18 protein-coding genes are annotated in these 21,299 nt (G+C 75.8%); 8 read left to right on the top strand and 10 right to left on the bottom strand.

Annotated features, from left to right (window positions below; genetic code table 11):
- Positions 1–63: 63 nt before the first annotated feature.
- On the bottom strand, positions 64–1,836 hold the full coding sequence (locus BJ989_RS11290) for an HNH endonuclease (protein ID WP_179518294.1): 1,773 nt from the start codon (positions 1,834–1,836) through the stop codon (positions 64–66).
- On the bottom strand, positions 1,836–3,380 hold the full coding sequence (locus BJ989_RS11285) for a TldD/PmbA family protein (protein ID WP_179518293.1): 1,545 nt from the start codon (positions 3,378–3,380) through the stop codon (positions 1,836–1,838). Before BJ989_RS11285 ends, BJ989_RS11290 begins: the two co-directional genes overlap by 1 nt.
- 70 nt (positions 3,381–3,450) lie before the next feature.
- Between BJ989_RS11285 and BJ989_RS11280 the strand changes: the two genes are divergently transcribed.
- The 4 genes from BJ989_RS11280 to BJ989_RS11265 all read left to right on the top strand — a co-directional run bounded on the left by BJ989_RS11280 (position 3,451) and on the right by BJ989_RS11265 (position 6,119).
- Positions 3,451–3,906, top strand: a complete 456-nt coding sequence (locus BJ989_RS11280; protein ID WP_179518292.1) for a hypothetical protein — start codon at positions 3,451–3,453, stop codon at positions 3,904–3,906.
- Positions 3,907–3,951: 45 nt separating this feature from the next.
- Positions 3,952–4,656, top strand: coding sequence for a 3-oxoacyl-ACP reductase FabG (fabG, locus tag BJ989_RS11275; protein ID WP_179518291.1), 705 nt, complete (start codon positions 3,952–3,954; stop codon positions 4,654–4,656).
- Positions 4,657–4,697: 41 nt separating this feature from the next.
- Positions 4,698–5,477 carry an enoyl-ACP reductase FabI gene (gene fabI / locus BJ989_RS11270; protein WP_179518290.1) on the top strand — a complete coding sequence of 260 codons (780 nt, stop codon included), beginning with the start codon at positions 4,698–4,700 and terminating at the stop codon, positions 5,475–5,477.
- A 108-nt stretch (positions 5,478–5,585) separates the two neighbouring features.
- Positions 5,586–6,119, top strand: coding sequence for a SixA phosphatase family protein (locus BJ989_RS11265; RefSeq protein WP_343049286.1), 534 nt, complete (start codon positions 5,586–5,588; stop codon positions 6,117–6,119).
- Positions 6,120–6,137: 18 nt separating this feature from the next.
- Here the strand turns inward: BJ989_RS11265 and serB are convergent, their stop codons facing one another.
- Positions 6,138–7,394 (bottom strand): phosphoserine phosphatase SerB, encoded by a 1,257-nt coding sequence (gene serB / locus BJ989_RS11260; RefSeq protein ID WP_179518288.1) that lies wholly within the window; start codon positions 7,392–7,394, stop codon positions 6,138–6,140.
- Positions 7,395–7,426: 32 nt separating this feature from the next.
- Positions 7,427–8,257 (bottom strand): hypothetical protein, encoded by an 831-nt coding sequence (locus tag BJ989_RS11255; protein WP_343049285.1) that lies wholly within the window; start codon positions 8,255–8,257, stop codon positions 7,427–7,429.
- 38 nt (positions 8,258–8,295) lie between these two features.
- Here BJ989_RS11255 and BJ989_RS11250 point away from each other — a divergent pair, with 38 nt between their 5' ends.
- From BJ989_RS11250 to BJ989_RS11235, 4 genes are read left to right on the top strand one after another with little or no spacing between them, the layout of a single operon-like run.
- On the top strand, positions 8,296–9,093 hold the full coding sequence (locus tag BJ989_RS11250) for an ABC transporter ATP-binding protein (RefSeq protein ID WP_179518287.1): 798 nt from the start codon (positions 8,296–8,298) through the stop codon (positions 9,091–9,093).
- Between the two features lie 43 nt (positions 9,094–9,136).
- Positions 9,137–9,598 (top strand): NfeD family protein, encoded by a 462-nt coding sequence (locus BJ989_RS11245; protein ID WP_179518286.1) that lies wholly within the window; start codon positions 9,137–9,139, stop codon positions 9,596–9,598.
- Between the two features lie 40 nt (positions 9,599–9,638).
- The gene (locus BJ989_RS11240; protein ID WP_179518285.1) at positions 9,639–10,769 is read left to right on the top strand and encodes an SPFH domain-containing protein; all 1,131 of its coding nucleotides are present in this window, start codon (positions 9,639–9,641) and stop codon (positions 10,767–10,769) included.
- Entirely contained in the window at positions 10,766–11,533 is a 768-nt protein-coding gene (locus BJ989_RS11235) for a TSUP family transporter (protein ID WP_179518284.1), read from the top strand. The genes BJ989_RS11240 and BJ989_RS11235 overlap by 4 nt, the downstream gene beginning before the upstream one ends.
- A gap of 4 nt (positions 11,534–11,537) precedes the next feature.
- On the opposite strand, the gene BJ989_RS11230 is transcribed toward BJ989_RS11235, so the two are convergent.
- From BJ989_RS11230 to pepN, 6 genes are all read right to left on the bottom strand, one after another.
- Entirely contained in the window at positions 11,538–12,674 is a 1,137-nt protein-coding gene (locus BJ989_RS11230) for a carboxylate-amine ligase (RefSeq protein ID WP_343049284.1), read from the bottom strand.
- A 195-nt stretch (positions 12,675–12,869) separates the two neighbouring features.
- Entirely contained in the window at positions 12,870–16,028 is a 3,159-nt protein-coding gene (locus BJ989_RS11225) for an AAA family ATPase (RefSeq protein ID WP_179518282.1), read from the bottom strand.
- Positions 16,025–17,203 carry an exonuclease SbcCD subunit D gene (locus BJ989_RS11220; RefSeq protein ID WP_179518281.1) on the bottom strand — a complete coding sequence of 393 codons (1,179 nt, stop codon included), beginning with the start codon at positions 17,201–17,203 and terminating at the stop codon, positions 16,025–16,027. The genes BJ989_RS11225 and BJ989_RS11220 overlap by 4 nt, the downstream gene beginning before the upstream one ends.
- 97 nt (positions 17,204–17,300) lie before the next feature.
- Positions 17,301–17,804, bottom strand: coding sequence for a CHRD domain-containing protein (locus tag BJ989_RS17730; protein ID WP_179518280.1), 504 nt, complete (start codon positions 17,802–17,804; stop codon positions 17,301–17,303).
- Positions 17,805–17,922: 118 nt separating this feature from the next.
- Positions 17,923–18,774: a formate dehydrogenase accessory sulfurtransferase FdhD gene (locus BJ989_RS11210; protein ID WP_179518279.1), complete on the bottom strand. Its 852-nt coding sequence runs from the start codon at positions 18,772–18,774 to the stop codon at positions 17,923–17,925.
- Positions 18,771–21,275, bottom strand: a complete 2,505-nt coding sequence (gene pepN, locus BJ989_RS11205; RefSeq protein WP_179518278.1) for an aminopeptidase N — start codon at positions 21,273–21,275, stop codon at positions 18,771–18,773. Before pepN ends, BJ989_RS11210 begins: the two co-directional genes overlap by 4 nt.
- Positions 21,276–21,299 lie beyond the last annotated feature (24 nt).

Here is a 21,299-nt window from a genome sequence, read left to right as displayed (position 1 = left end):
AGAGTGCGGCATCGCACGCTCATCGGCATGTTGGTGCGTTTGCGGGCGCGGCCGAGTGCCACGTCAGGCGGCCGTGGTGAAGTCGCCGTCGAGGTGGACGCGGGGGCCGTCGAGGTAGACGTAGACGGTGGACCCCTGTGGCCAGGCGGGTGCTCGGGGGGCGCCGGGGAGGTCGGGGGAGCGGCTGAGGTAGGTGCGGCCGGTGGGGGTGGTGACCTCGACGTGGTGGGGACCGGCGCGGGTGGGGGCTGGTTGGTCGGTGAGGGGCTGGTGGTGCCAGCCGGGTGCCTGCTTGGCGTAGTTGCAGGCCTCGCACAGGCCTTGGAGGTTCGGCTCGGACGTAGCGCCGCCGCGGGCGTGGTCGTGGGCGTGGTCGGTGTGACGGATGGGGGCGTCGCACCAGGGGGTGCGGCAGATCCCGAGGTCGCGGGTGTGGACGAACGCGGCGAGGCCGGTGGGCACGGCGCGGGACCTGGTGTCCATGGCGACCAGGGCACCGGAGGCGGGGTCTGTGAACAATCGGCGCAGGGTGGAGGCGGCGCGGGCGTGGTCGTCGCTCCAGGCGTGGGTGAGGAGCTCGCGGGTGGTGAGCGCGTCGAGGGGTCCGTGGCCGGTGAGCCATGCCGGCTCGAGCGTCGCGCCGGTGCTGCCTGCGCTCGTGGCGTCCGGGGTGGGGAGGGCGGTGGTGGCGGGGAGCAGGAGTCCGACGGCGAGGGGGACGGCCTGGGCGGTGGTCTGGCCGGTGGTGCGTTGCACCAGGGTGTCGGCCATGACCTGTCCGCGGGTGCGTGGGTCGCCGGTGGTGCGGGCGGTGTCGGCGGCGGCGCGCAGCGCGGCGATGACCGCGACGCCTTGGGCGACGGGCAGCAGCGCGGAGACGCGGCACATGGTGTCGGGTGCGGGGCGGGAGGTGACGTGGCGGTCGCGGGCGGCTTTGGCGGCGCGGGCGGCGACCCCGGCGGGGTCGAGGCGGGCGACGAGGCGGGCGGCTTCGGCGTCGACCTGGCGTTCGCCGAGGCCGGTGAGCATGTCGGGGTCGGCGCACAGCTGCTCGTCGACCGCGGTGCGGATGGCGAGGTCGACGCCGGCGGTGTGGGCGAGCAGTGCGGTGGCCTGCCGCTCGGTCAAGGTGGCGTCGGTGAGACGCGCGAAGGTGTGCGGCATCTCGGCGAGCAGCAGCTTCGCGGTGCTGAGGCGGCGTTGGGCGCAGTGGGGAGAGGTGCGGGTGGCGAGGGCGATCTCGAGGGCGACGCCGCGGCCCTGCTGGGCGGCGGGGACGCCGGCTGCGGCGCGCTGGGTGCGGCGGGTGGCGTCGTGGCGGGCGGCGGTGCGCAGGGTGGCGGCGCAGGCGGCGGGGACGAGGTCGGCCAGGGTGGAGAGGAGGTCGAGGCGGTCGTCGTCGGTCTCGTCAGCCTCGTCGGTCTCGTCGGTCGTGACGCCGGTGAGGGTGGTGGCTGCGAGGGTGCGGAGCACGTCGACGGCCTCGCGAAGCGCGAGGAGCCGGTCGGCGTGGCGGATCATGGAAGTAGTGTAATCGAAGTCACGTTCGAATGCCAGGGCGCCATTGCAGGTCCGTGGTCCGGACCCGCGGGGCCCGGGCCTCGAGACCGCGCTCGCGGGTCCGGTGACGGACCCGGTCGCCGTGCCCTCCCCGGTGCGCACGAACGACACGACGGTCGTCGACGACCCGGAGACGACGCCGTTGGTCGTCAGCGTGTTGCCGGCCCACCGCAGGTTGGCCGCGGAGCGCTCACGGACGAGCACGACGCAGTCGTCGGCGGTGGTGGCGGCCAGCGCGAGCTCGGCGAGCTCCTGCGGCGTCGTGGGGGTCGGCATCAGTGGTCGCCCTCGTCGTCGGTGTTGAGGATGCGCACGCCGCGGAAGAGCGACGTCGGGCAGCCGTGGCTGACCGCCGCGACCTGCCCCGGCTGCGCCTTGCCGCAGTTGAACGCGCCGCCCAGCTCGTAGGTCCCGGGCCCGCCCACGGCCTCCAGCGAGCCCCAGAAGTCGGTGGTCGTGGCCTGGTAGGCGACGTCGCGCAACTGCCCGCGCAGCTCGCCGCCCTCGATGCGGTAGAAGCGCTGGCCGGTGAACTGGAAGTTGTAGCGCTGCATGTCGATCGACCAGGACTTGTCGCCGACGACGTAGATGCCGCGCTCCACGCGACCGACCAGCTCCTCGGTGGACGGCCCGTCGGGGTCGGCCGCCAGCGACACGTTGGCCATCCGCTGGACGGGCACGTGGCCGGGGGAGTCGGCGTAGGCGCAGCCGTTGGAGCGCCCGCCGTTGAGCTCGGGCACCATCGCCGCCATCGCGCGGTCGAGCTGGTAGCCGACGAGCACCCCGTCGCGCACGATGTCCCACGACTGCGTCGCCACGCCCTCGTCGTCGAAGCCGGTCGTCGCCAGCCCGTGCTCGACCGTGCGGTCGCCCGTCACGTGCATCGCCGGGCTGCCGTACTGCAGGGTGCCGAGCCGGTCGAGCGTGGCGAAGCTGGTGCCGGCGTAGTTGGCCTCGTAGCCCAGCGCCCGGTCGAGCTCGGTCGCGTGGCCGATCGACTCGTGGATCGTCAGCCAGAGGTTCGAGGGGTGCACGACGAGGTCCCAGGTGCCGGCCTCGACGCTGGGCGCCGCGAGCTTCTCGGCGAGCAGCTCCGGCACCTCGGCCAGCTCGGCGTCCCAGTCCCAGGCGCCGTCGGTCGCCGAGCCCACGACGTACTCCCAGCCGCGGCCGACCGGCGGGGCGAGCGTCGTCATCGAGTCGAAGACGCCGCGCGCGTCGTCGGCGCCCATCGCCTCGAAGGACGGCTGGAGCCGCACCCGCTGCTGCGTCGTGCGGGTGCCGGCGAGGTCGGCGTAGTACTTCACCTCGTGCACCTGCTGCAGCGACGCCGTCGCGTGCTGGACCGCCGGGTGCCGGCGCAGCCGCCCGCTCCAGTCGGTGAGCACGGCGGCCTTCTCGGGCGTCGGCACGGCGAGCGGGTCGACGGCGTACGACGAGACCCAGGTGACGTCGTCGTGCACCGGCTCCGGGGCGAGCTCGACCGGTGTCGCGGTCATGGTCGCGGCGAGCTCGGCGACGGCGACCGCCGCCTCGGCCACCCGCACGGCCTCGTCGTCCGTGAGCCGCACGCCGGCGGCGAAGCCCCAGGCACCGCGGTGCACGACCCGCACGGCGAAGCCGAGGTCCTCGCTGTCGGAGGCGCCCTGCAGCACCTCGTCGCGCACGGCGAGGTGCTGGTAGCGCACGCGCTCGAAGCGGAAGTCGGCGTGGGAGGCGCCCAGCTCGCGCGCCCGCTGCAGGGCGGCGTCGCCGAGCGCACGGTGCGGCAGCGCGAGGAACGCTGGGTCGATGCCGTGGGGGCCGTCGGGTCGGCTCATGGCCGCGACGCTAGCCCACGCAGGCGCCGGACGCGCGGTACGAGCGGCGCCGACGGGGTACCGGCGGCCCATGCAGCTCTTCGTCAGCTACCTGTGGATCGTCAACCTCCTCTTCGGTGCTTACCTGTGGAGCTACACCCTGCGCATCGGGCGGCCCGAGAGCAGTGCCCAGGCGACCGCGCTGCCCCGGTGGATCCTCTTCGTGCACCCCACGCTGGCCGTCGCGGGCCTCGGCATGTGGGGCGTCTACAGCGCCAGCGACTCCGACCTCGTGGCCTGGGCATCCTTCGTCACGCTGGTCCTGACCGCCGTGCTCGGCGACGTGCTGGCCGTCAAGACCCACAAGGGTCGCCGCGAGCGGATCAAGGTCACCACCGCGGCCGCCGTGCACGAGGGCGCCCCGCTGCCGCCGTCGCGACGCCGCGTGGAGGACGAGATGCCGACGTCGGTGCTCGCCGTGCACGGCATCATCGCCACCGGCCTCATCGTGGCGGTGCTGGTGGAGTGCATCCGCATCACCTGGTGAGAGCCCATTAGGGCTACCTACCGGTAGTCACTAGCGTCGTGGCGCGTGAGCAGATCCGTACTCGTCACCGGCGGCAACCGCGGCATCGGCCGCGCCATCGCGGAGGCCTTCGTCGCCCAGGGCGACCAGGTCGCGGCCACCACGCGCAGCGGCGGTGCGCCGGAGGGCGCGCTCGACGTGCGCTGCGACGTCACCGACGCCGCCCAGGTCGACGCCGTCTTCACGCAGGTGGAGGAGGCCCACGGGCCGGTCGAGGTGCTCGTCGCCAACGCGGGCATCACGGCCGACACCCTGCTGCTGCGGATGAGCACCGACGACTGGTCCTCGGTGCTCGACACCAACCTCACCGGCTCGTTCCACCTCGCGAAGCGCGCCACCAAGGGCATGCTGCGCCAGCGCCGCGGCCGCCTGATCTTCGTCTCCTCGGTGGTCGGCCTGCTCGGCTCCGCCGGCCAGGCGAACTACGCCGCGTCGAAGGCCGGCCTGGTCGGCCTCGCGCGCTCGCTCGCCCGCGAGCTCGGGTCGCGCTCGATCACCGCCAACGTGGTGGCCCCCGGCTTCGTCGAGACCGACATGACCGACGTGCTGAGCGAGGAGCAGCGCGCCGCGATCAAGGCGCAGGTGCCGCTCGGCCGCTACGCCACGCCGCAGGAGGTCGCCGGGGCCGTGACGTGGCTGGCGGGGGAGGGCGCGGCGTACGTCACCGGTGCGGTGATCCCGGTCGACGGCGGCCTCGGCATGGGCCACTGACCGGCCCGGCCACCACACAGCAGACGAGAGGGAGAGCGACGATGGGCATCCTGGACGGCAAGCGGATCCTGGTGGCGGGCGTGACGATGGACTCCTCCATCGGCTTCGCGACCGCGAAGGTGGCGCAGGAGCAGGGCGCGACGGTGCTCATCTCCAACTTCGGGCGCGCGCTCGGCATCACCCGACGCATCGCGAAGCGGCTGCCGGTCGAGCCGCCCGTGCTCGAGCTCGACGTCACCGACCCCGAGCACCTGGAGCGCCTGCCCGACCTCCTGCGCGAGCACCTCGGCCCCGACGCGGGCCTCGACGGGGTGGTGCACTCCATCGCCTACGGCAACCCCGAGACCCTGCTCGGCGGGCAGTTCCTCGACGGCCCCTGGGAGGACGTCGCGCAGGCCGTGCAGGTGTCGGCCTACTCGCTGAAGTCCCTCGCGGTGGCCTGCCGGCCGCTGATGGGCCGCGGCGGCTCGGTCGTCGGGCTCACCTTCGACGCGACGGTGGCCTGGCCGGCCTACGACTGGATGGGCGTCGCGAAGGCCGGGCTCGAGTCGTGCTCGCGCTACCTCGCGCGCGACCTCGGCCCCGACGGCATCCGGGTCAACCTGGTCAGCGCGGGCCCGCTGCGCACCCTCGCGGCGAAGGCGATCCCGGGCTTCGGCGACCTCGAGGAGATGTGGTCGACCCGCGCGCCCCTCGGCTGGGACAACACCGACCAGGAGCCCACCGCCCGGGCGGTCTGCGCACTGCTCTCCGACTTCTTCCCCGCCACCACGGGCGAGGTCGTCCACGTCGACGGCGGCTTCCACGCGATGGGTGCCTGAGCCACGGCGTACGCCGGCCGGTCGCGCCCGCGCGCGGGTGCCGGCGGCTCGGTGGCCCGGCGGTCGCTCGGGCATGACAGGCGGCTGCCGGGGTGCGATGCTCCCGGGGTGCCCGACCGCCCCGCCCGCCTCCTCGTCCTCGTCCGGCACGCCCAGGCGGAGACGTTCGCCGTCACCGACCACGCGCGAGCGCTGACCGCGCGCGGCCGGGCCGACGCGTCCGCGGCGGGACGGTGGCTGAACGACCTGCTGCGCGCGCGTGGCCACGAGGGACCCGACGCGGCGGTGGTGAGCGACGCCGTACGGGCGCGGGAGACGTGGGAGGCCGTCGCTGACGCCGGCGGCTGGGAGCTGGTGGCGCAGCCCGACCGCGCCGCCTACGAGGCCGCGCCCGAGAGCCTCCTCGACCTGGTGCGGCTCGTCGACGCCGAGGCGCGCTGCGTGGTCGTGGTGGGGCACAACCCGACCGTGGGGGTGCTGACCCAGCTGCTCGACGACGGCAGCGGCGACCCGCGCGCGATCGCTGCGACGGCGGGCGGCCACCCCACGGCGGGGGTGGCCGTGCTGGAGGTGCCGGGCGCCTGGGGCGACCTCGACGACGCCGGCGCGGTGCTCACCGGCTTCCACGTCGGCCGCGGCTGAGGGAGCCCAGCGGTCCGCTCAGAGCGGGGGAGCGGGGGTGGTGATGCCGGCCTCGCGGTCCGCGGCCTCGACCTCCTCGCGCGAGATGCCGAGCAGGTAGAGGATCGTGTCGAGGTAGGGCACGTTGACGGCCGTGTCGGCGGCCGCGCGCACCATCGGCTTGGCGTTGTAGGCGATGCCGAGCCCGGCGGCCCCGAGCATGTCGAGGTCGTTGGCGCCGTCGCCGATCGCGATGACCGAGCCGGTGCCGACACCGACCTCGGCCGCGAAGTCGCGCAGCGCGACCGCCTTGCCGGCGCGGTCCACCACGTCGCCCACGATCCGGCCGGTGAGGCGGCCGTCGACGACCTCGAGCTGGTTGGCGCGGGAGAAGTGGATGCCGAGGTCGTCGGCCAGCCGGTCGGTGACCTGGCTGAACCCGCCGGAGACGATCGCGAAGCGGTAGCCGAGCCGGGTCAGCGTGCGCACGAGGGTGCGCGCCCCCGGGGCGAGCTCGATCCGGTCGTAGACCTCGTCGAGCGCGCTCGCCGGCACGCCGGCGAGCAGCGCGACGCGCGCGCGCAGCGACTCCTCGAAGTCGATCTCGCCGCGCATCGCCGCCTCGGTCACCCGGGCGACCTCCTCCTCGCAGCCGGCGTGGGCGGCGATCATCTCGATCACCTCGCCCTGGATGAGCGTCGAGTCGACGTCCATCACGATGAGCCGCATGCCGCGCCGCAGCAGGTTGGCGGGCTGCACCGCGACGTCGACGCCCTGCCGGGCGGCCTCCGCCGCGAGCTCGGCACGCAGGCGCTCCGGGTCGGCGCCCGAGACGTGGAGGTCGATCGCCGTGACGGGGTAGCGCGCCATCCGCTCGATGCGGTCGATGTTGGCGCCGCTGTCGGCGATGCGTCCGGCGATGGCGGCCATCGCGGTCGCGGCGAGCGGGCTGCCGATGATCGTGACGTGCGAGCGCCCCTCCGAGCGGCCGCGGTTGTCGCCCTCGCCGCGCTCGACGTCGACCTGCATCCCGAGGGCCTCCGCGGTGGCACGCACGTCGTCGCGCAGCCGCTTCCAGTCGCGCGGCGCGGTCACGAGGATGCCGAGCACGAGCCGGCGGCGCAGCACGATCTGCTCGACGTCGAGGACCTCGACGCCGCCGCGCGCCAACGTCTGCAGCACGGTCGACGTCACGCCCGGCCGGTCCTTGCCGGTGAGGGTGACCAGCAGCGTGGTGGGCTCGCGGCCGGCAGCGGCGCGACCGCCGGCGTCGGAGGCGTGGGTGGGCTCGCTCATCGCGCAGCAGGCTAGTCGCGCCGCCCGGCAGCTCAGGTCGGCGGCCACACCTCGGGCGAGCAGGCGGCGACGAGGGCGTGGCGCCCGGCCCGGGCCAGCGGCCGCAGGGCAGCGGTGCGGCGCTCGGCCTCGAGGGCCGTGACCGCACCCCCGTCGTCCTCGAGGGCCAGGTCGGCGATGCCCAGGGCCTGCAGGCCACGGCCGGCCAGCTCGACGCACCGCGGGGGAGTGCCGGGCGGGGCGGGCGGCACGGTGCGGTGCCGCAGGTCGAGCAGCGCGTCGGCCACCTCGGGGCGCCACCGGGCGACGTCGAGCCGGGCGAGCGCCTCGGCCGCCTCGTGCAGCGCGAGGCGAAGGCCGCGGTCGGCCTCGCCGACGTCGGGCAGCTGGCGTCGCCGGGCCTCGTGCGCGGTCCACGTGACGCCGGCCCCGACCCGGTCGGGCACGAGGCCCACGGGCTCCGGGGCGCTGACGACCACGGCCTCGCCCGCCTCGACGGCCGCCAGGTTGAAGCCGCCGGGTCCTCCGAGCCCGACCAGGTCGCCCTCGACGGGCAGGGCGAGCCCCAGGGCGGTGGCGCCGCGCCGGCGCAGCGCGCCCAGGGCGGTCAGCAGCGCCTCGGGCCCGTCGTGGTCGGGGTCGAGCCCGACCACGTGGTGCGCCGCGTCGCCGGCCACCACCGCGTCGACCAGCACGTCGGCCGCCACGAGGCCGCGCAGCCAGGCGGTGCCCCACCACGCCCAGCGGGCGGCGGCGGGCAGCACCTCGAGGTCGTGGGGCGGCGGCACCCGGTGGCCCGGGGGGTCGGCCGGCCGCGTCCCGCGCGGCGGGTCGGCGAACGCGTCGAGGAAGGGGTCGGCCACGGCGTGCCACGGTACGCCGCACGTCTAGGGTGGCGCCCATGACCGCCGTGCTGGAGCTCGCCGACGTCACCGTGCGGCGCGGGGAGGCCACGCTGCTCGACACCGTCACCTGGAGCGTGGAGGAGGACGAGCGCTGGGTCGTGCTCGGGCCCAACGGCGCAGGCAAGACGACGCTGCTGCAGCTCGCGGCCGCCCAGCTGCACCCCACCTCCGGGGTGGCGGCCGTGCTGGAGGAGGTGCTCGGGCTCACCGACGTCTTCGAGCTGCGCCCGCGCATCGGGCTCACCAGCGCCGCGCTCGCCGAGCGCATCCCCCGCCACGAGACGGTGCACGACGTCGTCGTCAGCGCGTCGTACGGCGTGCTGGGGCGCTGGCGCGAGGACTACGACGCGCTGGACCACCAGCGCGCTACCGACCTGCTCGTCGAGCTCGGGGCGGGCCAGCTCGCGCAGCGCACCTTCGGCACCCTCAGCGAGGGCGAGCGCAAGCGCGTGCAGATCGCGCGCGCGCTCATGACCGACCCCGAGCTGCTGCTGCTCGACGAGCCCGCGGCCGGCCTCGACCTGGGTGGTCGCGAGGACCTCGTGTCGACCCTGTCGGTGCTCGCGCACGACCCCGACTCGCCGGCGACCGTGCTGGTCTCCCACCACGTGGAGGAGATCCCGCCCGGCTTCACCCACGCGCTGCTGCTGCGCGCTGGTCGCGTCGTGACGGCCGGCTTCCTGGAGCACGTCGTCACCGAGGCGGCGCTCTCGGAGACCTTCGGGGTGCCGCTCACCGTGACCCGCGCCGACGACCGCTGGAGCGCCCGGCGCCGTCCCGCGCACCGGCTGTGAGTCCGGCCCGCGATCCCTCACCCGTGTGGGCTAGGGTCCGGGCATGGACTGGCTCCGCGACCACGCCTGGGAGTCGTGGCTCGCGCTGACGACGCTCCTGGCGATCGCCGAGCTGGTCAGCCTCGACCTGGTGCTGATCATGCTCGCCGCGGGTGCGGGCGTCGGTCTCGTGGCCGCACTCGTGGGGCTGCCCTTCGTGGTGCAGGTGCTGCTCGCGCTCGGCGGCGCCGCCGCGATGCTGCTGGTGGCCCGGCCGCCGCTCGTCGCGCGCCTGCACGGCGGCCCCGAGCTGGTGCTGGGCGCCAAGCGCCTGGTCGGCGAGACGGCGGTGACGCCCACCGAGATCACGGTGCACCAGCCGGTCCAGCTCAAGTTCGCCGGCGAGACCTGGTCGGCCAAGCCCTACGACGAGACCCTGGCCATCCCGGCCGGGTCCACCGTCGAGGTCCTGGAGGTCCGGGGCGCCTACGCCTACGTCCACCCGCGCGCCGAGCTCGCTCCGTGAGCCGCCGCGTCCGTCGCAACGCACACCACCTGGGGGTCTCGTGGAGCTGTTCGTCCTCGTCCTGCTGGCGCTGATCGCGCTCTTCGTCGTCGTGGCGCTGAGCCGGGCGGTGCGGATCATCCCGCAGGCCCGCGCCGGCATCGTCGAGCGGTTCGGCAAGTACAAGGAGACCCTCGAGCCGGGCCTCAACTTCGTGGTGCCCTTCATCGACCGGGTGCGCTACCTCATCGACATGCGCGAGCAGGTGGTCAGCTTCCCGCCCGCGCAGGTCATCACCGAGGACAACCTGACGGTCTCGATCGACACCGTCATCTACTTCCAGGTCAACGACCCGATCGCCGCGACCTACGAGATCTCCAACTACATCTCCGCGGTCGAGCAGCTGACGATGACCACGCTGCGCAACATCGTCGGCGGCATGGACCTCGAGGAGACGCTCACCAGCCGCGAGCGCATCAACACCGGGCTCTCGACGGTGCTCGACGAGGCCACGGGCCGGTGGGGCATCAAGGTCAAGCGCGTCGAGATCAAGGGGATCGACCCGCCGCCCTCGATCACCGACTCGATGGAGAAGCAGATGCGCGCCGACCGCGACAAGCGGGCCGCGATCCTGACCGCCGAGGGCTCGCGCCAGTCGGCGATCCTCACCGCCGAGGGCAACAAGCAGTCCGCGATCCTCAACGCCGAGGGCGACCGGGAGGCCGCCATCCTGCGCGCCCAGGCCGACCGCGAGGCGCAGATCCTGCGCGCACAGGGCGAGGGACAGGCCATCCAGACGGTCTTCCAGGCCATCCACGACGGCCGTCCCGACCAGTCGCTGCTCGCCTACCAGTACCTCCAGATGATGCCGAAGATCGCCGAGGGCGACGCCAACAAGGTCTGGATCGTCCCGAGCGAGATCGGCAAGGCGCTGGAGGGCCTCGGCTCCACGATGAACAGCCTGCGCGGCATCCCCGACGACGTCGACGGACCGCGGGTGCGCGTGCCCACCGAGGGCGTGCCCGGGCTGGCCGGCGCCGAGACCGGTGACGTCGCCGGACTGCGCGACGCCGAGGCGAGCGTCGCCGCGGCCATCGAGGAGGCCCGGGCGGCCAGCTCGGAGGCGCCGGCGGCGGCGGTCGACGGTGCCGGGGCGGCGGACGGCGGGGTCGCGCCCCACCCGGAGGCGTGAGCGGGCTCGAGGTCGTGGCGGTGCTGGTGGCCGGCCTGGCCGCCGGCGCCATCAACACCGTCGTGGGGTCGGGCACCCTCATCACCTTCCCGACCCTGCTCGCCATCGGCGTCCCACCGGTCACCGCCAACGTCTCGAACTCGATCGGCCTCGTGCCGGGCTCGGTCTCGGGGGCGATCGGCTACCGCCGCGAGCTCGCGGGCCAGGCGGGGCGCGCCGTACGCCTGGCGGCGGCGTCGGTGGTCGGCGGCACGGTCGGGGCGGTGCTGCTGATCGCGCTGCCGGACGAGGCCTTCTCGACCATCGTGCCGGTGCTGATCGTGCTCGGCCTGGTGATGGTGGTCGCCCAACCGCGCATCTCGCGGTGGGTCGCGGCCCGCCACGAGGCCACCGGTGGGCTGCCCGAGCAGGGGGCCTGGTGGGTGTGGCCGGGCGTGCTGCTCGTGGGGGTCTACGGCGGCTACTTCGGTGCCGCCCAGGGCATCTTGCTGATGGCGGTGATGGGCATCGGCATCGCGGAGAGCCTGCAGCGGCTCAACGCCGTGAAGAACATCCTCGGCGCGGTGGTCAACGCGGTGTCCGGCGTCGTCTTCGTGGTCGTGGCGGAGGTCGACTGGGCCGTGGTCGGCCTGCTGGCGGCCGGCTCGGTGGTCGGCGGCCAGGTGGGTGCCCACTACGGTCGCCGGCTGCCTCCGGCGGCACTGCGCGGCACGATCGTGGTCGTGGGGGTCGTGGCGCTGGCGGTCTTCTGGACCCGCGGCTGACCGCTCACGCCGCCTGCGAGGTGGTGCGCTCGGCGAGGTCGGCGACGACCGCCTCCAGGCGTCCGTCGCCGCGGGCGTAGGCCGCTCGCTGGCGCGACGCGCCCGTGCCGGCCAGCACGCGCTCGACGCCCTCGCGCACGAGGTCGGTGTCGCCGGCCTCCTCGAGCTGGTCGCGCACCCGCGCCACCAGCGCACCGAGCACGTCGCGCGCGCCGGCGAGCTCACCCGTCGTCGGGTCGACCAACCGCTCCGAGAGCCCGTAGCGGGCGGCTCGCCACTGCGCGGCCCGCACGAGCTCGGCGCGCTGCAGCACGAGCCCGCCCTCCCCGCCTGCCGGGTCGGCGCTGCCGGCGTCCAGCGCGGCCTGCTGCACCAGGCCGCGCACCAGCGCCGCGGCCAGCAGCGCGTCGTCGACGTCGGTGCACACGTCGGTCAACCGGACCTCGACCGTGGGGTGGTCGCGCGAGAGCCGGGCGTCGAAGTAGAGCATCCCCGCGTCGCGAGCCGCGCCGGAGGCGAGCAGCATGCGCTCCACCTCGCGGTAGCGCTCCAACGACCCGAACCGCTCGGTGGGCCCGGCACTGGGCCACTGGGCCCAGACCTGGGAGCGCCAGGAGGCGTAGCCGGTGTCGCGGCCGTGGGCGTAGGGCGAGTTGCTGCTGACGGCCAGCACCACCGGCAGCCAGGTGGTCAACCGGTCGACGACGGCCACGCCCTGCTCGTCGGAGTCGACCTGGACGTGCACGTGCATCCCCGCCGTGCCCGCGCCGCGGGCGATCTCGCCGAAGGTGGTGACCATGTCCTCGTAGCGGTCGTCGGGCGTCACCCGCGGGCGCACCGGCGGCAGCGGGGCGGTGCCGGTGGCGACGAGGGCCAGGCCGACCGCACGCGCGGCGTCCGCGGCCGTGCGGCGAGCGCGCAGCAGCTGCTCGCGCAGCACGGCGAGGTCGGTGCTGGGCTCCGTGCGGGTCTCGACCTGGTGGCGGAAGAGCTCGCGGTCCAGCTCGTCGGCGGCGTCGTGACGCCCCGGCGTGCGCTGCTGGGCGTGGGCCGTGCGCACCTGGGCGGCTCGGGGGGCCGCCACGCCGGTGGCGGGGTCGACCACCAGCAGCTCCTCCTCGATGCCGACGGTGCGGGGCACGGCGCAGCCTCCTCTGCTCGGGAGCGGTCCGCGGGCGCGGACCGTCGGGCCGCCGGTGCCCGCGCGCCGGTGTTCCATGCCGGTCGGGAGCCGGTCGGGAGCCGGTCGGGAGCCGGTCGGGAGCCGGTCGGGGGGCGGTCGAGAGCCGGGCGAGACCCGGGCGGGAGCCGCGCCGACGGACTCAGGGCGGTCCGGCTACGCGCGGACGGTCCGCAGGGTCGAGCCGTCGCGGTCCTTGCGCACCTCGAGACGGGTGGGGACCCGCTCGCGCACCTCCGCGACGTGGCTGACGACGCCCACGACCCGTCCGCCCTCGCGCAGCGCGTCGAGCACGTCGAGCACCTCGTCGAGGGTGTCGGCGTCGAGGGACCCGAAACCCTCGTCGACGAAGAGGGTGTCCAGCTCGGCGCCGCCGGCCTCGTGGGCGATCACGTCCGCCAGGCCGAGCGCCAGCGCGAGCGCGACCACGAAGGTCTCGCCGCCGGACAGCGTCGCGGGGTCGCGCGTCTCGCCGGACCAGTCGTCGCGCACGAGCAGGCTCAGGCCGCCCCGGGTCTCGCCCGCGCCGCGCCGGCCGGTGTGCTCCAGGGCGTAGCGTCGCCCGGTCATGCGGGCCAGGCGCTCGTTGGCCGCGGCGACGACCTGGCCGAGCCGGTGGGCCAGCACGTAGGCCGAGAGGCGCACCTGCAGCCGGTTGTCGGGCGAGCGGCCCTCGCAGAACGACGCGAGGCCTGCCACGACCGACAGCTGCGACCGCACCGGTGCCCACCGGGCCGCGGCGTCGTCGAGGTCGGTGGCGAGGGCTGCGAGCCGCTCGGCCCGCGCGGTGGCGGCCGCGGCCTCCTCGCGTGCCGACCCGACGGCGTCACGGGCGAGGCGGTGCTCGTGCCCCAGCCGGTCGAGGTCCGGCAGCGCGTCGGGAGCCAGGTCGCGGACGTCGTCGAGGTCGGGGGAGGCGAGCACGGCCGCGACCGCGGCGCACCGGTCGCGGTGTCGCGCCACCGACCGCTCGAGCGCCTCGACCTCGGCAGGGGCTCGGGAGGCCGCGACCGCGGCCGACACCGCACCGGGACCGTGCCCGAAACCTGCCTCCGTCGCCGCCGCCGCGACCGCGTGGGCGGCGGCCGCCGCCTGCCGCGTCACCGCGGCGGCGGTGTCGAGGGCCTTCTCGGCCCGGCGGCACCGCTCGACGAGCCCCTGCTGGTCACGGCGGGCGTGCTCGAGCGCCTCGACGAGGCCGTGGGCCGTCCCCAGCGGCGGCGCCACCGTGGCCGAGGCGTCCACGTCCTCGCCGGTGCCGGCACCCGTGCCGTCGTCGGCGCCCGGGACGACAGCGCCCGCGACGGCGGCCGCCGCCCGCAGGTCGCGCAGCAGCGCAGCGTGCTCGTCGGCGACCTCGGCAGCACCCCGACGCAGGGTCGCGGCCTCGGTGGTCAGCGCCGCCGCGCGGGCGGCCAGCTCCGTCGCCTCGTCCTGGGCGGCGGCCCAGGCTCGCTCGGCGCCGGGGAGGCGCTCGGCAGCGGTGCCGAGGGTGCGGTGCTCCGCCTCGGCAGCTGCCAGCGCGCCGGCCAGCTGCTCCGTCGTCGACTCTGTGGCCCCGGACGCGTCACCCGCCCGGGCCAGCGCCAGCGCCCGCCGGGTCGCGAGGTCGCGGACCTGCTGGTCGTGCAGGTGCTCGCTCGCCCGGGCGTCGTCGAGGCGACGCTGCGCCGCGCGCTCCGCGTGCTCGTCCGGCGCGCCCGGGGCGGTGGCCGCCTTGCGGGGGTGCTCGTCGGAGCCGCAGACGGGGCAGCACGCCCCGACCGCCAGCCCGACGGCGATCTCGGCGGCCATGCCCTCGATGCGGGCCTGCCGCACGGCGAGCAGCTCCTCGTGGGCGGCGAGGGCGAGCTGGCGGGCGTCGAGCCACACCGAGCGCGCGCGGGCGAGCTCGGCCTCGAGGCGCTCCGCGTCGCGGCGTGCCGACAGCCGGGCGGCCAGCTCCGCGACGCGCGCGGCGGCCGCGCGGTGGTCGGTCGTGGCCTGCCGCGCGGCCGCCACCGCCCGCTCCAGGTCGTCGAGCCGGGCGGGGAGGCCCGCCCGCCGGGCCGCGACGTCGGCGGCCTCGCGCAGGACTGCGTCGGTGCGGCGGGTGCTCTCGCGGTGGCGGCGCACGAGCACCGGCAACCGCTCTGCGCGCGACAGCGCCGCGCGCAGCTCGCCGACCGCCTCCTCGGCGGCGCAGCGGAGCCGGGCGACCTCGTCGCGCTCGACGACCAGCACGCCGAGCCCGTCGGCGACCGCGCCGACCGCGTCGGCGGCCTCCCGCTCGGCGGCTGCGAGCGCGGCGGTGGTCTCCACGGCCCGACGGTGGAGCGGCGCGACGCCCGCCGCGCGCCGTGCCGCGTCGAGGGCCGCCACCTCGGCCGCCGCGGTGGCCGCCGCCGCGTCGAGCTCGGCCTGCTCGCGCCGGGCACGCTCGAGCCGGGTGTGGTGCTCGTGGAGCTGCCGCGCGGACTCCGCTGCGGCGCGCACGACGGCCTCTGCCTCGGTGGCGGCGGCGACCCGCGTCGACGCCGCCTCGGCGCTGCGCTCCGCGGCCTCGAGGTGGCTGCGGGCCCACGCGGTGAGCGCGTCGTCGTCGGCCGGGCCGGACAGGTCGAGCGTGGTCGCGTCGCCCGCGCTGCGCCACGCCTCGGGCACGGCCTCGCCGGCGGCCTCGCTGATCCGGCTCACCAGGTCGCAGACCGCTCGGTGGTGGGCCTCGGAGGTGCGGCGCAGCTCGACGCGTCGCTCGCGCAGCCACCGCTCGACGTCCTCGAAGCGGCTGGTGCGGAAGAGCCGCGCCAGGAGGGCGTGCCGCTCCTCGGAGCGGGCTCGCAGGAACGCCTGGAAGCGTCCCTGCGGCAGCAGCGCGACCTGCGTGAACTGCGTCAGCGTCATCCCGAGCAGGTCGGCGACCAGGTGGCCGGCCTCGTCGAGCCGGTGGGTGAGCGGGCGCCACTCCTCGCCGACCCGCTCGCTGACGCTCACCGACGCCTGCTGCCGGGTGGTGCCGCTGCCGCGCCGCTTGGGCCGCTCCCACGCCGGCGAGCGGACCAGGCGCAGCCGCCTGCCGGCGAGCGTGGCCTCGAGCTCGACGCGCGGGGCCGCCTCGGGTGCGGCCCGGTCGCAGCGCAGGCTGCGGGCCTGTGCGCGGTCGCCGGGGACGTCGCCGTACAGCGCGAAGCAGACGGCGTCGAGGACGCTCGTCTTGCCGGCACCGGTCGGCCCGCTCAGCAGGAAGAGCCCGGCCTCGGACAGCTCGTCGAGGTCGACCTCGACCGTGCCCGCGAAGGGGCCGAAGGCGCTGATGCGGAGGTGGTGGAGCCTCACGCGGCACCGGCCCCCTCGGGCCCCGGGCGGGGGACGGGGTCCTGGTCGCGGTCGCCGCAGCACGACTCGAAGGCCAGCCGCAGCAGGGCGGCCTCGGCCTCGCTGGCCGGCCCGCCGCGCAGGTCGGCCACGAAGTCGAGCGCGACCTCGTGGTCGCTGCGGCCCTCGGTGCGGGCGCGGGGCACGTCGGGTCCCGCGCCGCCCGCAGGCTCCAGCGCGAGGACCAGCGTGTGGGGGAAGCGTCGGCGCAGCCGCTCCATCGCCTGGGCCGGCCGGGCGGCGTCCGTCACGGTGGCCTGGACCCAGGACTGCTCGGCCGCGGTGTGGCGCGGGTCGCCGAGCAGCTCGGCCAGGGTGCCGCGCAGCCGCGCCAGGCGCCGGGGGACCGGCGCCTCGACCAGCTCGGCGGAGGTGACGCCGTCGGCGCCGAGCTCCACGAGCCACGAGCCCTTGACGTGGTCGGCCTCGGAGAAGGAGTAGGCGAGGGGGGAGCCGCTGTAGCGCACGTGCGGGGCGAGCACCTGCGGGCCGTGCAGGTGGCCGAGCGCGACGTAGTCGAAGCCGGCGAACACGCTGGTCGGCACCCGGTCGACGCCGCCCACCGCGATGTCGCGCTCGCTCTCGCTGGGCTCGCCACCGGCCACGAAGGCGTGCGCGAGCACGACGCTGCGGGCCCGTCGCCCGGCCAGGTCGGCCCGCACGCGGCGCACGGCCTCGGTGAGGGCGGCCTCGTGGGAGCGGGCCGGCAGCGACCACGACTCGCGGACCGCGTCGGGGTCGAGGTAGGGCAGCCCGTGCACCGCGACCGCGCCGTGCTCGTCCTCGAGCAGGACCGGCGCCCCGACGGTGTCGGGGGTGGTGCGCAGGTGCACGCCCGCGGCATCGGCGAGCCGCGACCCGAAGCCCAGGCGGCGCGCGGAGTCGTGGTTGCCGCTGGTGACGACGACGCGTGCGCGCGAGGCCGCGAGCCGCGCCAGCGCCTCGTCGGCGAGCGCGACCGCGTCGACGGGCGGCAGCGCCCGGTCGTAGACGTCGCCCGCGACGAGCACCAGGTCGACCCGCTCGCGCTCGACGACGTCGAGGAGGTGGTCGACGAAGGCGGCCTGGTGCGTCAGCATCCCCTCGCGGTGGAAGGACCGGCCGAGGTGCCAGTCGGAGGTGTGCAACAGGCGCATGCCGCGACCCTAGGAGTCGCCACCGACACTTCCTCGGACCCACGCCGGGCCCGGGGGAGGAGCGCCCGGCGCCGCTGTGCGGCGCCGGGCGCAGGTCTCACTGCTCGAAGACCAGCTGACCGCGGACGGCGCCGCCGGGGTACTCGTCGTTGTGCACGTTGACGTAGTACTCCTCGGGGTTCTCGAGGATGTCGGCGACCGTCTGGCCGTCGGCGAACTTGCCGGGCTCGCCCTCGGTGAGGCAGTCGGCGGCGTCGCCGTCGCCGGGTGCCGCGAGGAAGGCGACGACGGGGCCGTTGCTGCCGGCCTCGCCGCGGTGGATGTGCGCGGCGCGCGCCTGGCCGATCTTGTCGACCTCGAGCACGTAGCACAGGGTGCGGGGGTCACCGTCGACGCCGAAGACGTAGGCGGAGCCGGTGCCGTTGGGGTCACCGGCGATGGCGCGGGAGGAGCCGACCTCGGACCGGCCGTCGAGCTCGGCGGAGACGACGGTGTTGGTGTGGCCGGCCGACGCCGGGCCGACCGGGCTGAGGGCGGCGGCGCCACCGAGGACGACGGCGGCGGTGCCGGCGAGGGCGAGGGCCTTGCGGGAGGGGTTCACGTGCGCTCCTGGGAAGTGGTCTGGACAGGTCACAGACCATCCGGAGCCGGCGACCACCCGGATGGGTGGAGAACCGGACCCACCGGTGACCCGGACCCCGGCCACGCGGGCGGCCGGCTCAGGCGTACTGCACCGTCCGCCCGCCGCGCGTGAAGCCGTACAGCGCGAGGCCTCCCCGTCGCGCCAGGTCGACCGCGAGGCTGGTCGGTGCGCCGACCGCCACGAGCGAGCCGGTGCCGGCTGCGAGCGCCTTCTGCACGAGCTCGAAGCCGGCCCGGCCGCTCACCACCAGGCAGGCGCCGGCGACCGGGTCGCCGGCGAGCAACCGGGCCCCGGTCACCTTGTCGACGGCGTTGTGCCGGCCGACGTCCTCGCGCACCACCAGGACCTCGCCGTCGGCGGTGGCCAGCGCCGCGGCGTGCACCCCGCCCGTGGTGCCGAAGACCTGCTGACCCGGGGCCAGCCGGTCGGGCAGCAGCCGCACGACCTCGGGGGTGGGCAGCGGTCCGGCCCAGCGCTCGCTGGCCGAGGTCGGCACGGCGAGCGCCTCCTCGACGCTGTCCTTGCCGCACACCCCGCACGCCGAGGACCCGCTGGACTGCCCGGTGTGGCGGTGGCCCGGGTCGCGGGCGGGCGGCGCGGCGAGCGTCACGGTGACGACGTTGAACTCCTGCTCGGGCGCGAGGTCGACGTCGGTGCAGTAGGCGACGCCGGCCAGCGCGTCGCGCAGCTCGCCGGGGGGCACCAGACCCTCGTGGACGACCCAGCCGGCGGCCAGCTCGAAGTCGTGACCGGGGGTCCGCATGGTCACCCAGGCCCGGCGTGCGAGGGCGCCCGGCCAGGCCAGCCGCACCTCGAGCGGCTCCTCGGTCGCGAGCCGGTCCTCGTGGCGGCGCGTGCTGCCGTCGACGAGGTGCTCGGTGACCCGGGTCCGCACCGTGCGCCCGGGCCGGCGCGCCCTCCCGCTCACGCGCCGTACGTCGCGCGGACGGCGAGGCGGCGCTCGAGCTCGTCGAGGCAGTCCACGACCCGGCGGCGCAGGGACGGGTCGAGGCCCGGACGCGCGACGAGGTCACGGGCCAGCTCGACGGTCCGCGGGTCGAGCGCGGTCATCGGGAAGTAGGCCTCCGCGACGTCGGCCAGGACCCAGCCGCTGAAGTGCGCGGTCGCGCCCGGCAGCTCGGCGAAGTAGCGCTCGACGTACGGAGCGGTGACGGCCTCCTGCCCGTGGCGCCACATCGACTCGCCCGCCGCCTCGAGCTCGTAGTTGGGCACGCTGACCTCGCCCGCGAACCGCGCCCAGGCGAAGGCCTTGGCCTCCGCGTCGGGCAGGGCGGCGAGGGCGCGGGTGTGCTCCACCCGCGAGCGCGCGGTGGGCTCTTCGGCGAGGGCGGCATCGAGCTCGTCGCGCGACACCGCCCCCAGCGCGGCCAGCCGCACCAGGATCCGCCACCGCAGGTCGAGGTCGACCTCGACGCCCTCGGGCAGCCGCTGGCCGGCCCCCCAGGCGCGCAGCAGGTCGTCGTCGGCCGCCGACGAGGCGGCGCCCTGGAAGGCGGCCAGCTGGAGGGTCGAGCCGGGCTCGGCGGCCTCGGCCTTCGCCAGCGTGGCGCGGTGCACCCGCGCGAGCGACGCAGCGGGGTCGGCCGAGAGCGGCGCGACCTTGCCCAGCGCCCACGGCACGACGTAGAAGAGCGCGTCGTCGCTGTCCTCGACGGGCAGCCCGGCCTCGAGCAGGTCGAGGGCGTCGGCGGGGTCGAGGCGGCCCGTGTGGAAGGCGCTGCGCAGCCCGTTCCACACGCCCGCGCGCAGCGCCGCGTCGTCCGTGCGCGGCAGCAGGTCGCGCAGCGCCGCGACCGTCTCGGTGTCGGGGCGCACGAGCGCCCAGGTGTCCTCGAACGGGTCGAGGACGACGGCGCGCCCGCCCGCGTCGTACGCCGTCTCCGGTCCGTCGACGGTGACCTGCTCGACCTGCCAGGATCCGCCGGGCTCCGCAGCCGCCACCCGGAAGGTGTGGGTGCGGTCGGCGGGGTGGTCGGCGGGCGGCGTGCGGCGCAGGACCCCGGCCGAGCGGTCCAGGTCGATCGCGTCGGGGCCGGCGGTCGTGAGCCAGGCCCGGCTCGAGGCCGGGAACGCGCCGGCGTCCTCGTCGCGACCGGCGTCGCGCAGCGCCTGCTCCCAGCTGCCGAAGAGGTCGTCCTTCGTCGCGTTGGCGAAGCGGTGGCGGGTGAAGTGGTCGACGGCGCCGGCCAGGAAGACCTCGTCGCCGAGCCGGGCGTTGACCTGCTTGAGGATCGAGGCGCCCTTGGAGTAGGAGATGCCGTCGAAGTCCTGCAGCGCCGCGGTGGCGTCGACCGCGCCGTTGCCGGCCACCGGGTGGGTGCTCGGCCGCTGGTCGGCGACGAGGCCCCACTGGCGTCGTGCGTGGGCGTTGTGGGTCCACGCGTCGCCGAACTCGGTGACGTCGGCGGTGACCCGGTTGCCCATGTACTCGGCGAAGGACTCGTTGAGCCACAGGTCGTCCCACCACCGGGGCGTGACGAGGTTGCCGAACCACTGGTGGGCCATCTCGTGCGCGACGGTCGTCGCGCGCTGGATCCGCACCCCACGGGTGACCTTGGAGGTGAAGACGAGCGGGTCGCGGAAGGTGACGCACCCGGGGTTCTCCATCGCACCCGCGTTGAACTCCGGCACGAAGGCCTGGTGGTAGTCGCCGAAGGGGTAGCGGATGCCGAAGAGCCGGTGGAACTCGTCGAAGCACTGCCGGGTGAGCGTGAGCAGCTCCTCGGCGTCGGCGTCGAGGTGCGCGGCGATGCTGCGCCGCGCGGACAGCCCGAGGCGGATGCCGTCGTGCTCGTCGCGCACCACGTGCCAGGGCCCGGCGACCAGGGTGGTGAAGTAGGTGGCGAGGGGCTGGCTGCGCTCGAGCTCCCAGACGCCGGGCTCGACCTGCTCGCCGGGCGCGTTGCCCACGACCGTCCAGCTCTGGGGGGCGCGCACGTGGAGGGTGTAGGGCGCCTTGAGGTCGGGCTGGTCGAAGCAGGCGAAGACGCTGGGGGCGGCGTCCATGAAGGACATGCCGTAGACGTAGAGCAGGCCGTCGGCAGGGTCGGTGCTGCGGTGCAGGCCCTCACCGTCGTTGCGGTAGCGCATCGTCGCCTCGACCACGAGCTCGTGCTCGCCCGCGGTGGTCGTCAGCGGCAGCCGCCCCCGCTCGAGGGTGTCGACGTCGAGCGCCTGGCCGTCGAGGCGCGCCGTGTGGAGGGCGACCGGCTTGAGGTCGACGAAGGTCGCGCCGCCCTGGCTGGTGAACCGCACGGTGGTGACCGAGCGGAAGGTGGTGGTCTCCTCGGCGTCGCCACCGCTCAGGTCGAGGGACACGTCGTAGTGCTGCACGTCGAGCAGCGCGGCGCGGGCGGTGGCCTCGGTGCGCTGCAGGCTCTGGGTCGGGCTGGTGGTGGGCTCGGTCACGCCGCCACCCTACGCAGGGCGCTC

Source organism: Nocardioides perillae (assembly GCF_013409425.1).
GTDB lineage: Bacteria > Actinomycetota > Actinomycetes > Propionibacteriales > Nocardioidaceae > Nocardioides > Nocardioides perillae.
This window is presented reverse-complemented; position numbering and strand designations above follow the sequence as displayed.